Here is a 15,754-nt window from a genome sequence, read left to right as displayed (position 1 = left end):
ATGAATTTATCCATTATCAAAACTGGGTCTGAATATGTAGCACTTTCCCGTTGGGTCAAGTCTGCAATTGCCTGTATTGCTTTGTTTTCCTTTCCACTGTCTGCTGAAATATCCCTGCATTTGGCCCATAATATCGATCTGTCCAATAATGCGATTCTCGAAATGTACCAGGATGAGAACGGGTATATGTGGATCGGTACTTATGACGGTTTGAACCTGTACAATGGCAAAAATACGTATGTATTCCGCTTCGAGCCGAATAATAAATATACCTTATGCAGTAATATTATTAATAAAATCACTTATGGCGGGGAGGGATATTTATGGGTGTCGACCTCGATGGGCTTGAACCGTTTTGCTTTGAAGGACCGGAAAGTCACGGAGTCTTATACGGAATACCCGGAATGCCTGAATGTGGCGGCCGATTCGATGGGTAATACATTGATCGTAAAGCAAAAGGATTTTATCTCTTGCTATTCTCCGGCAAAAGGTTCTTTTCAGGATGTGCATATGCAAGGAATGAATGAGGGAGATGTTAAAGTTTTGTTCGCAGTCGGGGAAAAACAGTTTTGTCTCCTGACCGGAGATGGCTGCCTGAAGGAGGTCCGTCCTGATTTCGAGTCGCTTCCGATTACGCTGAACATAAAAGACGATATTATCCATGATAAGGAAGTGGACCGTGCCTATTATGTGAGCGATATTCTCTATTTCGTGGATGTGGATAACGGCCTTTATTCTTATAACATAAAAGACCGCAAGAAAAAGTACATTGCCGATCTGACCGGATGGATGGAACAATACGGCAAACTGTCGCGCATCGCTTTGTTTCATTCCGATGTCTATCTGGTTTTCAGGAATGGTCTTTTGCTGAATATCGACAGACCGGAAGATATACAGTCTTTTGATGTAAGCTTATTCTGCGCCTTGCCCGATCGCAAGCAGGATATCCTTTGGATTGGAACAGATGGGCAGGGGGTTCAGATGTATTATGATAAATATAATCGTTTTTCAGGGATAAAACTGGAGAATCTGCCGATTGTCATGCGTAATCCGGTCCGGTCCATCTATACAGAGGACGAGAAAACGGTATGGTTCGGGACAAAAGGGAATGGATTTGTCCGGGTGGAAGACTACGATTCGTATGGTAAAGGGAAAATACCAGCTGATAAGATCACTCATTTTACGATGGCAAACGGTCTTGCCAGTGACCGTGTTTATTGTTTTCGCAAAAGCAATTATTATCCCTGGGTTTGGATTGGAACGGAAGGTCCCGGATTATCCTATTATTCTTTACTGGACAAGAAAGTCCATACCTTAACCGGCAATGCCGACACCAAGATCCAATATGTCCATGCAATACGGGAAGTGAATGATTCGACGCTTTGGCTGGCAACAACGGGATATGGATTGTTGGAAGTTAAAATCGGCAAGAGTGGAAGCGAACTTGTTATTAAATATGTGGAATCGTTTGTTTTGGAAAAGGATGGAAAGATTTGCAATGAGTTTCATTCCATGAATTACGATGATGAGACTTCCATGCTTTATTTGGGAAGTCGTGGCGGATATGGACTGGTCTGCTTCAACCTGATTAGCAAACAGTATGAGTTTATTCCGATGAATAATGCCGGCAACCGGGCTGTCGGCGATGTGCTTTGTATGTGCTATAGCCAGGATTCGACATTCTATTTGGGGGCCAGTTCGGGGATGACTCAAATGAAGTTGCACGCCAATAATCTGGCCGAAGTCCATCAATACAGCAAGGCCGACGGTATGAAAAACGACATGGTCCATGGTATCCTTGAAGATCCGGACGGCTGTATCTGGCTGAGCACCAATAAAGGCCTTACCAAGTATAATCCCCATAACCGTTTCTTCCATAACTATGGAAGTCCGGATTTGCCGGTGACGGAATTTTCGGATGATGCCTATTGGGAATGTCCTTATACCGGAAAATTGTTTTTTGGAGGAATAAACGGGTTGGTGTGGGTGGACCCGCAGAACGACCGGCAGGAAAATTATAAGCCGGACCTGCATTTCTTTGAACTGAAGATGGGAGATGAGACACATGGTTTGTATGATTATGTAACGGACCAGAAAACCGGTTATGTGACTATACCTCCCGACATCTCCACTTTCTCGATATCTTTTGTGGCGACAGACTATATACACGGGGAAAATTATGAATATTCGTACCTGTTGGAAAACTATAATACTTCGTGGACCGAACTTCAAAAAGACAACCAGGTCTCTTTTACGAAACTGCCTTATGATAATTATGTATTGAAAGTCCGTTATAAGAATGATGTCTTCGATTCGGATGCAAAGGAATACTTATTGCATATACGGGTGTTGCCACCCTGGTATCTTAGTACCTGGGCCTTGTCTATCTACTGTTTGTTGTTTATGGCTGTCTGTTCCGGTATTTTTTGTTGGGTACGTTTCCGGATATCGAAAAAGCAGTCTGAGGTAGCCCGGAAAATCAGGGAAGAGCAGAAGGAGCAACTGTATGAAGCGAAACTGAATTTCTTTGCCAATATCACACATGAACTCTGTACGCCTCTTACTTTGATTAACGGAGTGAATGATTATATCAAAGGTGCTGCCGGACGGTCGGCAGATGGAAAATTGGAGAAGTATGCCCGTATTTTGGGCGAAAACGTGACAAGTCTGAATGAACTGATACAGGAAATTCTGGATTTCAGAAAGATCGAAGAAGCCGGATTCAGCCGTCTGCATATTAAAAAGGTATCCGTTAGCAGCTTGGTTCAAAAGCAGTGTGAATTGTTTATGCCTGTGGCTGAACAGAATAATATCAGCTTTACGGTTTCCGGCTTGGATGCTCCCCTTTATTGGAATACGGATGTTGCCGGTTTGAAGACAATTATGAGAAATCTGGTGTCGAATGCTTTTAAATATACGAAACGGGACGGGGCGGTTCGTGTTTCTGTCCGGACGGAAAACGGCTCTTTAATCATACAGGTCTACAATACGGGAAAAGGGATAGGGGAGTCCGATTTGCGAACAATATTCGACCGTTTCCGCATCTTGGGTGATCTGGAGGTGAATAATTATACCCAGATGACATCCCGCAACGGATTGGGCCTTTTTATCTGCCATAGTCTGGTGCAATTGTTGCGTGGAGAAATAAAGGTGGATAGTAAAGAAGGCGAATATGCCGAGTTTACGGTTATTCTGCCTCTTCTGGAAGCAGAAGAGGAGAGCGTAGAAGAGGAAACGCTGGAAAAAAGCGGGCAAACTGCTGTTTCGACGGTTGTACAACCGTCTGCTTCGCCTGTAACAGGCGAAGCAGCTGTGAAGACCGATAAGCCGGTTATATTAGTGGTGGATGACAATCGGGATATCGTCTGGCTGATAAAAGAAACATTGTCTTCCGAATATACGGTGTTAGAAGCGTTCCGTGCAGAAGAGGCGCTGACTTTGATGGACCGGCAATCACCGGATCTGATTATTACGGATATCATGATGCCGAGTATGGACGGGTTTGAATTTATCAGTCGTCTTAAAGCGGATAAGTTTACCCGCCATATACCTTTAATAATAGTCTCGGCTAAAGTCTCGGATCGTGAACAGGCGGAAGGGCTGGATCTGGGTGCGGATGCTTATCTGACCAAGCCGTTCTCTGCCGTCGTGCTCCATTCCGTTGTGAACCGGTTGATGGCGACTAAAAAGGAACTGAAAGACTACTATTATTCGCCGGAAAGCGCCTATGAGCAGTCCGGTGGGCAGTTGATCCACCAGGAGGATAAAGAGTTTATGGATTCTGTTACGGCTATTATCCGGGATAATCTTACCCAGGAGGCATTGCGGCCCGAATTTATTGCAGATAAGTTGGGCATGAACTCCCGTGCGCTGTATCGCCGTTTCAAAAAGATTTCGCCATTGACGCCGACCGATTTTATCAAGGATTACCGGTTGACGCATGCCGCCCAGCTTTTGGTTACAACCAATTTGAGTGTCCAGGAAATCATTTACCAGGTCGGCATCTCCAATAAATCCTATTTCTATCGCGAATTCTCTCAAAAATACCAGATGACTCCGCGCCAATATCGGCAGAGGGAATAGGGGGTTATTGTAAAAAACGTATTTTTCAGGTCCGAAAGGCATCCGAAACCAAACAAATGTTAATCCGCTTTTTTGACCTCAAAAAGGGACTTTTTCCTATGATCAGGCTCCTTATCGCCATGAAGAGGGACTTTATCGCTCTGATCCGGAACTTTGTAGCTCTGAAGGTTGACTTCATATAGCACGAAGTCAACCTTCAGAGCGATGAAGCGTTACTTCAAGACAATTTTCTGCGCACCTCACGGCAACAAGCCTCCAAAATTTCCTTGGAATATTTGGAACGCAGTCCGTCTTCGTCCGCAAATATTCGATTCTCCGGGAGTTAAGCTTTATCACATTGACGCTGTTTTCGCCTTCTGGCAATCATACTGCCTGTTTTCCGGGACGGTCTCGGCACCTCGTTTCATTTGTTGTCAGCAAAGAATACTAAAATCAAGCAAAGAGTCAGTTCAAAATGAACCCATATTTTGGACGAAATAGAAAATGCTCCAAAAAAGGGCTTCTTGTATTTTTTGTTAATGGAATGTCCGGTCTTGGCATATTGGAGAAACGCATCATCCGGGGAGTCTCGTTTCGGATAGGAATGGTTAAAAATAAGTAGTAAGTGTTTGTGAATTGATAGTGTCCTGGTTGTCCAAAAGAGTGTCATAATTGACCAGCGGTTGATTTTGATACTCTTTTGGTGTTTCAGTGTTACTACGAATGTGTTAAGATCAAGTAATATTGCCATCGAAATACAAAAATTAATGAATGCCTTGATTGGTAAAGATATTCCCAATATTATTATGTATTATGTGTTAAAAATTAAAAAGCAAAAAAGATGAATGAATCTAAACTATTATCTCCATGTGGGATAGTGAAGGCCTCAGCCTTATGTTTGCTAATGTCTGCTTTTTCTGCTCATGCAGCGTTTGCTGTTCCGGTTTCAGCATCGGATGGTAACGTAATGGTGGCGCAGCAAGGTAAGACGATAACAGGCGTCGTAAATGACGAATTAGGTCCGGTTGCCGGAGCTAACATCGTTGTGAAAGGTACTACAAACGGTACGATGACAGACATGGATGGACATTTCTCCATCTCGAATGTTCCTGCGGGGGCTGTACTGCAAATTTCTTTTATCGGTTACCTGACTCAGGAGGTTAAAGTCGGAAACCAGTCTACTATTACTGTACTCTTGAAAGAGGATTCCCAGACATTGGATGAAGTAGTGGTAGTCGGTTATGGTACGATGCGTAAATCGGACTTGACAGGTTCTATCTCTACGGCTAAAGGTGAAGAAATCATCAAAACGCAATCGTTCAATGCCCTCGATGGTTTGAAAGGTAAAGTAGCCGGTGTGAACATTTTCTCCAATACCGGACAGCCGGGTGGTGAAATGCGTGTTGTTATTCGTGGTGTGTCCACGATCCAGGCATCTTCCTCTCCTTTGTATGTTGTCGACGGTGTGGTTATGTCTGACTTCCAGTTGCTCAACCCGAATGACATTCAGTCTATCGAAGTATTGAAAGATGCATCTTCCGCAGCAATCTACGGTGCTCGTGGTGCGAACGGTGTTGTTTTGGTAACTACCAAGCGTGGTGACGGAGGCAAAGGCGTTCATATCTCTTACGATGGTTCTGTTTCGGTCGGTACGATGGCTAAACAGATGGACGTGATGGATTCTTATGAATGGATGGCTGCTTTCAAGCAAGGTTTGGAAAATGCCAATGCATGGCAGGGTAAGAATTTTACCACTGATTTGTCTCAGATATTTACAGACGAGCGTTTGTTCAATGCTGACGGCTCTCCTAAATATAATACAAACTGGCAGGATGAAGCTTCCCGTACGGCTGTTTCCCACAACCATCAGATCAGTATCCAGCGCGCAGGTGACGGCTCTTCAGTCGGAGCATTCATCAACTATACTGACCAGGAAGGTATTTTGCTTAATTCTTATTTCAAACGTATCAATGCGAAATTGGCGTATGACGACAAACCAACGAAATGGCTGTCTACTTCAGTGAATTTGTTGGTGAACCATACATGGGGTAACCGTACTTCCGATAACCCTTACGGACAGGGAGCTTTGCGTACGATGCTCGAACAGTTGCCGTTCTTGCCGGTTAAGCTGGATGGTGAATATACGCAGACTAATATCATTAGAACGACTGCTATCTTGAATGACAAGGATAATCCTAACAGCGGTACTCAAGGATTTAGTCCGGAACCTGTCGGTAACCCGGTTGAATTGTTGAAAAATATGTACGCTATGCAATACCGTACAAAAATCTTCGGTAATGCAGCCCTTACATTCCATTTGTTGAAAGGGTTGGATTTGAAGACACAGTTCGGTGTGGACTACCAGAACAGCCGTGACGCCAATTACACTCCGTTCACTCCGCGTCCTATGATCAACCAGAATTCCGAAGGTTATGCTTCTGCAAGTAATTCAAACGCTTTCTACTGGCAGGAAGAAACCTATATGAACTATTCTACGTTGTTGGATAAGCATTCTATCAATGCCATGCTCGGTTTGTCTTGGCAGGGACGTGAATATACATCTTTCAATGCTTCCGACAGTAAGTTTACGGATGACTTCTATGGTTATTACAACTTGGGTAAAGGTACGGACCGTCCGGGTGTAGGCAGCGACTATGACAAATGGACAATGAACTCATACTTCCTCCGTTTGGCTTATTCTTATGACAATAAGTATATGGCAACAGTGACCGGACGTTATGATGGTTCTTCCAAGTTCGGATCCGGTAATAAGTATGCGTTCTTCCCGTCTGTCGGTTTAGGTTGGTTGATGTCCCGTGAAAGTTTCCTGGAAGACAATCCGACTATCAGCAAATTGAAACTGCATACTTCTTATGGTTTGACCGGTAACTCTGAAATCGGTACATATCGTTCTTTGGCTACTGTAAGCCAGTCTACTACGATTATCGGTGATGCTTTGCATATGGTTTCTTATTTGGACAATATGCCGAACTCTAAGTTGAAATGGGAAAAGACCGGTCAGTTTGACTTTGGTGTTGAACTTGGTTTGTTTAAGGATCGTTTGAGCTTTGATGTATCCGGTTATTACAAATATACATCGGATTTGTTGCTTGACCGTCCGGTTCCGGAATCAACAGGTTATTCTTCAATCCTGGATAATGTCGGAGCTGTATCCAACCGTGGTGTCGATATCCTGGTTACTGCACATCCTATTCAAAATCATGATTTCCAATGGACTTCAACGATTAACTTAGGTTTCAACAGAAGCCGTGTTGAGAAATTGGATGAAAGCGCTTCAGTTGACCCGATTACAGGAAAACGCCAGATTACAACTGACGGTTTCGTAGGTTATGACATGCTTATCCGTGAAGGCGAACCGCTTTCTTCGTTCTACGGTTACAAACGTATCGGTATTTATGATGGCAAACCTGAAAACTGGGATCCGGAAACAATGAATGTTCCGTCTGTTATCGGTGAAAAAGTAACATCTAAAGACCGTACAATCATTGGTAACGGTTTACCTGACTGGACGGGTTCTTTCGTCAATACGTTCAACTATAAGAATTTCGATTTGACGGTTGATTTCCAATATACATGGGGTGTTGATGTTATGCAGGAATATTACCACTCTACTGTGGCTCGTTTCCTGACCAACGGTCTTGACCGCATTTATCAGGATGCATGGCATCCGACTTTGAATCCGAACGGACAAGAACAGGCTCTTCGTCTGAACAACTTCGGTCAGGGTGCAAATAATGCAGCTGATGATGATTGGGTTGCCAATGGTGCTTATCTGCGTTGTAACATGATTCAGTTGGGTTATACATTTGATTCAAATCTGATCAAGTCGATTGGTTTGTCTTCTTTACGTCTGTATGCTAACGTGAATAATGCATTCTTGATCACTGCTTCGGATTATTTAGGATATGACCCGGACAACTCTTCTCGTTTAGGTGGTAACAACTGGGGTGCTAACCGTCAGTTCTTTACTTATCCGCGTCCGAGAACATTCATGTTTGGTGTTAATGTTGCATTTTAATCAGTCAAAAATAATATAAGATCATTATGAAACTAAAGAAAAGATATATTTCATTATTGTGCATCTGCTCGTTGGCCATGAGTTCATGTGACAGCTTCCTGGAAGAGAAGCCATTGGACCAGAAAGATTCAAATCAGTTCTGGCAGACTGCAGCTGATGCTGAAACCGGTGTGAACGCATTGTATTTCGGTGGTGTGCCTTATCTGCACAATACAGGTGGCGGTTGGACCCCTAAAGCAACTTGTTGGGGTGGTATTATTTCAGGTTTGTATGTTGACAGACGTAAAGACCGTCAGTTTACAAATGCATCGGAAGGTTGTAACTTCAATGTCGCATCATTTGAAGACCAGGCCATGAGCTATTGGCATGAGTTCTACAAAGGTATTTCTCGTGCAAATTTCGTGATTGCCAATGTCCCGAATATGACGGGCGTTCTGAGCGAAGAGACGATCAAGTATTATGTGGCACAGGGTAAATTCTTCCGTGCGTATGCTTATTTCTGGTTGGTAAAGGAATTTGGAGATGTGCCTTATATTTCTGAACCTTATACTTCTCCGGATGGAATCTTTAAAGAACGTATTCCGGCTGCTGAAGTTTACGGCTATATCGAACAGGATTTGCTTGACATCGTAAACAATAATGGTTTGCCTAATAAGGCATTCTACGATAATGGTTGCTATGCAACTCTTCCGATGGCCCAGACTCTGTTGGCACAAGTCTATCTGCAGAGAGCAGGAGCTCCGCTTAACGGTGGAGATGCTGATTATGCAAAGGCTGCTCAGATGGCGTTGAAGGTGGTCGAAGGTGGCCAGCACGCCTTGGTTCAGGCTGGTGGTAGCAGTGATGATCTCAATTCGGCATTTAATGTGATCAAGACCACAAAATCATCTAACGAGATCATTTATGCAAAAGAGTATAACTATACCAACCATAAAGTAGGTAACTCTTATGCTGCCCATTCGATGGGATCAGATGCTTCTCAGTGGAAAGATGCGAATGGTAGTGCAATTTTCCATCCGGGTGGCGACGTTCTGGAAAACATTTATCTGCCCTGTGACATGATTGTAAACAGTTATGATCCGGCCGATATCCGTGGACATGAAAAGCAATTCTTCTTCAGAGAATATACAGATGCTACAGGTGTTAGTCATCAATTGAATAATATTGGTAACTGGGCTTGGTTTGATGAAAAATCTTTGATGGAAGGTCATGACGGCGACTACAATATGCCGATGTTCCGTTATTCGGAAGTCTTGTTGATCGCAGCTGAAGGTTTGGCTCGTACAGGTCAGGAAAGCGCTGCGTTAGGTTATCTCAACCAGGTGCGTAATCGCGCAGGTCTGGCAAATGAAACAGCAACAGGTGATGCTTTGATCCAGTCAATCTTGACAGAACGTTTGCATGAATTCCCATTGGAATTTAAAGTTTGGGATGATATCCGCCGTACTCGTTTGTATCCGGAAGAAGTCGGTGCACAATCCGGTAAGTTGAATTGGGTTCCCCTTACTTCTGCTAAGATTCAGAATAAACCTGACGGACAGATCCGGGTAGGTGCTATTCCTGAATATGCATTGTTATGGCCGATTCCGTTGGATGAAATGCAGGCTAACCCGGCATTGCAGGGACATCAGAATCCTGGATGGAATTAGTCTATTTTAATTTGTTTTTCTAACTTTGGAGAGTGAACAGTATATTGCTTAATTTTAATAGTTGTGTTATGAAAATAAGTATATTTATATCGATAAGTTTATTATTGTGTTCTTGTCAGACCAAATTACCGGTAAATGTCCCCGAACTGTCGGATGGAAATCCGACCACTTGTTTTGTCGGGACGAAGGGAGTTAATAAGGTTGTTTTTGATGAGCAATGTACTGTTCCTGTCCAGAGTTATAAAATTTATTCGTCCGGCGAAACACCAGCCCACGATCCGGCTGCCTGGACATTGAAGGGATCGTATGACGGAAAGAATTGGGTGGTGGTAGACGAACGGAAAGACCAGAAATTTTGTTCCCGCTACCAGGAAATCCTTTGTTCGATAGCCAAACCTTCTAACTATAAACAATATATGCTGGAAGCCAGTACCGAAACAGGTGATACACTGGTTTTGGGCGATGTATTATTATATGATACGAATTTGAATGCAAACTGGGAGAGCTTTAAGTATCCCAATGTCGATTTTGAAGTGTTGGACCCTGATACAAAAGGGGCTTCAATTTATACCGGCCTCGTACAAGATCCTGACGAGTATATCCGGTACCATGCCCGTAAAGTGGCAGAGATTTTGTTCTATACGGCCAAAGACACAATGAACGACGTGCAGAAAATCGAGTACACGTTGAAGGACTATGACGGCGTGTCGGCTAAAGGTGGCAATCCGCCTGTCATCTCGATTGTTTATAGCACGCAACATATCGAGAAATCGGCAAACGAATCGCTGTATAAACTCGATTTTGAAACACGTGGCGTTTTGTATCACGAATTGGTACACGCTTATCAGTTTGAACCGAAAGGAATCGGTTCCTACTCAACAAACAAGACATTTTGGGCTTGTATCGAAGGTATGGCGGATGCAGTCCGCGCACAGGCCGGATATTTCGATATGAGTACCCGTAAACCGGGCGGTAACTGGATGGACGGTTATCGTACGACCGGTTTCTTTATCCAGTGGCTGACAACCAAAGATCCGGATGCGATCCGGAAATTCCACGAGACTGTCCGCGACATCGATGAATGGAGCTTCGACAAAGCGATCAAGAGCATCTTCGGCGAAGAGAGCAGCATTGAAAGCATGTGGGATGAATACCAGGCTTTTTTGTCAAAATAAGAATATAAACAGATAATGATATCATGAAAAAGACGATCCTTTTATTTTCCGCCTTATTGGCTTTTGGCGGTTTGTCCGCACAGGATAAATCTTCTTTGGTCAACCCGATCATCGGGACAAACGGGATGGGGCATACGTTTCCGGGGGCTTGTGTGCCTTTCGGACTGGTGCAGTTGAGTCCCGATACAGACACGATCCCTCATAATATAGATGGTAAATACCAGCCCCGCGTATATGAATACTGTGCAGGTTACCAGCATAAGGACAGCAGTATTGTTGGGTTCAGCCATACGCATTTCAGCGGAACAGGGCATTCCGACCTGGGTGATATCCTGATTATGCCGACGACCGGCGCTTTGAAACTGAACCCGGGGACAGCCACAAATCCTGATGGCGGCTATCGTTCCCGCTTTTCACACGAGACGGAAATATCCCGTCCCGGCTACTATGAAGTGATGCTGGCGGATTACGGTGTAAAAGCGCAGCTGACGACAACCAAACGGGTAGGAGTCCATAAATATACATTCCCGAAAGAGGCAAAGAACCAGCGGATCGTCCTGGATATGATTCATGGCATATATAACTATGATGGGAAAGTCCTGTGGACGAATATCCGTGTCGAAAATGATACATTGGTTACCGGCTACCGGATTACAAACGGATGGGCGCGTACCAATTATACCTATTTTGCCATGTCTTTTTCCAAACCGGTCATACATTATGGTTGCGAAGAGAAGGCGAAGGTTGACTACCGGGGCGGATACGGTAAGTTTAATATGAAAGAAAACTTTCCGGATATAGGCGGACGCAAGATTGTAGCTTATTTTGATTTTGATCCGGCCGCATCCGAAGAATTAGAGGTAAAGGTGGCTCTTTCCGGCGTGAGTGCTGCCGGCGCTTTAAAGAATTTGCAGGCCGAAGCATCCGGCTATAGCTTCGATCAATTGGCTGCCCGGGCAAATGAAACCTGGAATAAGGAGTTATCCGTTATCGAGGCGAACGGCAGTGAAGACCAGTTGGCAATGCTTTACACTTCCCTCTATCATACGATGATCAATCCTTGCGTATATACCGATGTTGACGGTCAGTATCGTGGATTGGATCATAATATTCACCAGGCTGACGGTTTCACGAACTATACGGTCTTTTCCGTTTGGGACACCTACCGTGCCCTGCATCCGTTGTTTAATATTATCAATCGCCAGGTCAATACGGATATCGCCCGTTCCATGCTGAAGCATTGCGAACAGAGTGTACATAAGGCTTTGCCTGTCTGGAGCCATATGGCGAATGAAAACTGGTGTATGATCGGGTATCACTCCGTTTCCGTTCTGGCAGATGCGGTTGCCAAAGGTCTTCCGTTGGATAAAGACGAGGTGTTGAAGGCAATGGTGAGCAGTTCGACTATCCCTTATTTGGACGGGACCGGCGAATATATGCAAAAAGGATATGTCGCACTCGACCATAATGGCAGTGCTGCATCTTTGACACTCGAATATGCTTATGACGACTGGACAATCTATCATACGGCGCTTTTGGCCGGAAACCGTGAAGTGGCCGAGACATATAAGAAACGGGCTACCAATTATGCGAATGTATTCGATACCGGCATTGGTTATGCCCGCCCCCGTTATGCAGACGGCCGGTGGAAGGAAAACTTCAACCTGTTGAGTACGCATGGTGAAGGCTTTATAGAAGGAAATGCCTTGAACTATTCTTTTTACGTGCCGCAGGATGTGGATAATATGATCCGCCTGATGGGAGGAGACAAGTCGTTTGTGTCTAAGCTCGACTCCCTGTTCACGATGCATCTGCCGGCTGAATTTTTTGCCGATACGGAAGATGTGACGGAAGAGGGATTGCTGGGTGGTTATGTGCATGGCAACGAACCGAGCCATCACATCCCGTTCCTGTATGTCTGGACTTCTCAACCTTGGAAGACGCAGTACTGGCAGCGTGAGATTATGAACAAGATGTATCGCAACAATATCGACGGCTTGTGTGGTAATGATGATTGCGGGCAGATGTCTGCCTGGTATATCCTGTCTGCGATGGGATTCTATCCGGTTTGTCCGGGAACAGACCAATATGTATTGGGTGCTCCTTTCCTTCCTTATATGAAGGTGACGCTGGAAAACGGAAAGACTTTTGAGGTCAGGGCTGATAAGGTAAGTGACAGGAATCGCTATGTCAAGTCGGTGAAACTGAATGGCAAACCTTATACGAAAGGCTATATCACCCAGCAGGATATTATGGATGGCGGTACGCTGACATTCGAAATGACGTCGTCTCCGAATAAAAAACGTATTTTTATGGGTACAGATAAGCCCTATTCTCAGTCTACTAATTAATTAAACATATTCTATCCATGAAAAAGTTATTTATTTTAGCGATTACGCTTTGCAGCAGCCTCTTTACTGCGGTGGCGGCTGACAAGACGGAGCTGGTGGATTACGTCAATCCGCTGGTCGGAAGCCAGTCGAAAATATCCCTGTCGACGGGAAATACCTATCCGGCGATTGCCCTGCCTTGGGGTATGAATTTCTGGATGCCCCAGACAGGAAAGATGGGAGATGGCTGGGCTTACACATACGATGCAGATAAAATCCGTGGTTTTAAACAGACTCACCAGCCCAGTCCCTGGATCAACGACTATGGTCAGTTTGCCATTATGCCGATTACCGGTAAGGTAGTATTCGACCAGGACAAGCGTGCCAGTTGGTTCTCACACAAGGCAGAGGTGGCGAAACCCAATTATTACCGGGTGTATCTGGCCGATCATGATGTCGTGACGGAAATCGCACCGACAGAACGCGCCGCCATGTTCCGTTTTACATTCCCCGAAACGGACAAGTCTTATGTGATTGTAGATGCTTTCGACCGTGGTTCTTATATCAAGATCATTCCGGAAGAGAACAAGATTATCGGTTATACAACCCGTAACAGCGGTGGTGTTCCTAAGAACTTCCGTAACTATTTTGTAGTTGTATTCGACAAACCGTTTACTTATAAGGCTACTGTCGGCGATAGCGAAATTCGCAAAGGCGAGACAGAAGCGCAAGAAAACCATACCGGTGCCATTATCGGTTTCTCTACTCATAAGGGCGAGATCGTACATGCCCGTGTCGCTTCTTCCTTTATCAGTCCCGAACAGGCTGAACTGAACCTGAAGGAATTGGGCGACCGTTCGTTCGACCAGATTGTAGATGCAGGCCGCCAGGTTTGGAACGAGACGTTGGGACGCATCGCAGTAGAAGATAACGACGTGGACAAACTGCGTACGTTCTATTCCTGCCTGTACCGTTCACTGCTTTTCCCGCGCAGTTTCTATGAACTGGACGCAAACGGTAAAGTCGTGCACTACAGCCCGTATAACGGAGAAGTGTTGCCGGGTTATATGTTTACCGATACCGGTTTCTGGGATACTTTCCGTTGCCTGTTCCCGTTCCTGAACCTGATGTATCCGTCTATGAATACGAAGATGCAGGAAGGTCTTGTCAACGCATATAAGGAGAGCGGATTCCTTCCCGAGTGGGCGAGCCCGGGTCATCGTGGCTGTATGGTCGGCAATAACTCGGCTTCTATTGTGGCGGATGCTTACCTGAAAGGGCTTCGCGGATATGATATCGAAACGCTTTGGGAAGCTGTCGTACATGGCGCCAACAACGTACATCCGAAGATTTCGTCTACCGGACGTCTGGGATATAAATATTACAATGAATTAGGATATGTGCCCTATGATGTAAAGATCAATGAAAGTGCAGCCCGTACATTGGAATATGCTTACGATGACTGGGCTATCTACAAACTGGGCCAGGCTTTAGGCAAGCCGGAATCGGAAATTGCGATATTCGCAAAACATGCAATGAACTATAAGAACCTGTTCGACAAGGAGACCAAGCTGATGCGTGGACGTAATGCAGACGGTACGTTCCAGTCTCCGTTCAACCCGCTGAAGTGGGGGGATGCCTTTACGGAAGGAAATAGCTGGCATTATACTTGGTCTGTATTCCATGATCCGCAGGGATTAATCGACTTGATGGGAGGAAAAACCGGCTTCAACGCAATGATGGATTCTGTCTTCAATGTTCCGCCTTTGTTCGATGACAGCTATTATGGCGGCGTGATCCATGAGATCCGTGAAATGCAGATTATGAACATGGGTAACTATGCACATGGCAACCAGCCGATCCAGCACATGATATATATGTATAACTATTCCGGTGAACCCTGGAAGGCTCAATATTGGGCGCGCGAAGTAATGGATAAACTCTATTTCGCTACTCCTGACGGCTATTGCGGGGATGAAGACAACGGCCAGACTTCCGCCTGGTATGTTTTCTCCGCTTTAGGTTTCTATCCGGTTTGTCCGGGTTCGGACCAGTATATCTTAGGTTCTCCTCTCTTCAAGGGAGTCACCCTGAACCTGGAGAATGGCAAGAAGGTTGTGATCAAGGCTGGCAACAACAGTCAGGCTAACCGTTATATCTCGGCCATGAAGGTTAACGGTAAGAACTATACGAAGAACTACCTGACACATGGCGATATGCTGCGTGGCATGACGGTCAACTATACAATGTCACCTGTTCCGAATCAGAACCGGGGTACGCAGGACAGCGATGCGCCTTACTCATTCTCTAAAGAATTGGGTAAATAATAAGAATGTCTATATATTAGCTGAAAGAATTAATATTAACATAAGCACTTAATTATAATAGGACTTTCGGCTATAATTATAATTAGGCACGGATTATGCGGATTGCACGGTATTGGAAGTATCTTTAAGCTGTGGAATCCGTGAAATCCGTGCCTAAAATAATTTATTTGAT

General features: G+C 44.8%; 6 protein-coding genes. All 6 read left to right on the top strand.

The window, feature by feature from the left end:
* The 6 genes from DWU89_RS09525 to DWU89_RS09495 all read left to right on the top strand — a co-directional run bounded on the left by DWU89_RS09525 (position 1) and on the right by DWU89_RS09495 (position 15,582).
* A complete protein-coding gene (locus DWU89_RS09525; protein WP_115499414.1) occupies positions 1-4,083 on the top strand; it encodes a hybrid sensor histidine kinase/response regulator transcription factor in 4,083 nt (1,360 codons plus the stop codon).
* A gap of 946 nt (positions 4,084-5,029) precedes the next feature.
* A complete protein-coding gene (locus DWU89_RS09515) occupies positions 5,030-8,101 on the top strand; it encodes a SusC/RagA family TonB-linked outer membrane protein (protein ID WP_233547709.1) in 3,072 nt (1,023 codons plus the stop codon).
* Positions 8,102-8,127: 26 nt separating this feature from the next.
* Positions 8,128-9,750 (top strand): RagB/SusD family nutrient uptake outer membrane protein, encoded by a 1,623-nt coding sequence (locus DWU89_RS09510; RefSeq protein WP_115499411.1) that lies wholly within the window; start codon positions 8,128-8,130, stop codon positions 9,748-9,750.
* A 68-nt stretch (positions 9,751-9,818) separates the two neighbouring features.
* Positions 9,819-10,925, top strand: coding sequence for a basic secretory protein-like protein (locus DWU89_RS09505; protein ID WP_115499410.1), 1,107 nt, complete (start codon positions 9,819-9,821; stop codon positions 10,923-10,925).
* Positions 10,926-10,948: 23 nt separating this feature from the next.
* Complete coding sequence (locus DWU89_RS09500; protein ID WP_115499409.1) at positions 10,949-13,276, top strand: GH92 family glycosyl hydrolase; 2,328 nt, start codon at positions 10,949-10,951, stop codon at positions 13,274-13,276.
* 17 nt (positions 13,277-13,293) lie between these two features.
* On the top strand, positions 13,294-15,582 hold the full coding sequence (locus DWU89_RS09495) for a GH92 family glycosyl hydrolase (RefSeq protein WP_115499408.1): 2,289 nt from the start codon (positions 13,294-13,296) through the stop codon (positions 15,580-15,582).
* Positions 15,583-15,754: the final 172 nt, after the last annotated feature.

This window comes from Parabacteroides acidifaciens, from assembly GCF_003363715.1.
Lineage (GTDB): Bacteria > Bacteroidota > Bacteroidia > Bacteroidales > Tannerellaceae > Parabacteroides > Parabacteroides acidifaciens.
Note: the sequence above shows the minus strand (reverse complement) of the source record. Positions and strands in the feature narration are given on the sequence as shown.

Excerpts from the sequence above, each read along its gene's own strand:
- DWU89_RS09525 (WP_115499414.1), top strand. The coding sequence starts at position 1 with ATGAATTTATCCATTATCAAAACTGGGTCTGAATATGTAGCACTTTCC.
- DWU89_RS09515 (WP_233547709.1), top strand. The coding sequence starts at position 5,030 with ATGGTGGCGCAGCAAGGTAAGACGATAACAGGCGTCGTAAATGACGAA.
- DWU89_RS09510 (WP_115499411.1), top strand. The coding sequence starts at position 8,128 with ATGAAACTAAAGAAAAGATATATTTCATTATTGTGCATCTGCTCGTTG.
- DWU89_RS09505 (WP_115499410.1), top strand. The coding sequence starts at position 9,819 with ATGAAAATAAGTATATTTATATCGATAAGTTTATTATTGTGTTCTTGT.
- DWU89_RS09500 (WP_115499409.1), top strand. The coding sequence starts at position 10,949 with ATGAAAAAGACGATCCTTTTATTTTCCGCCTTATTGGCTTTTGGCGGT.
- DWU89_RS09495 (WP_115499408.1), top strand. The coding sequence starts at position 13,294 with ATGAAAAAGTTATTTATTTTAGCGATTACGCTTTGCAGCAGCCTCTTT.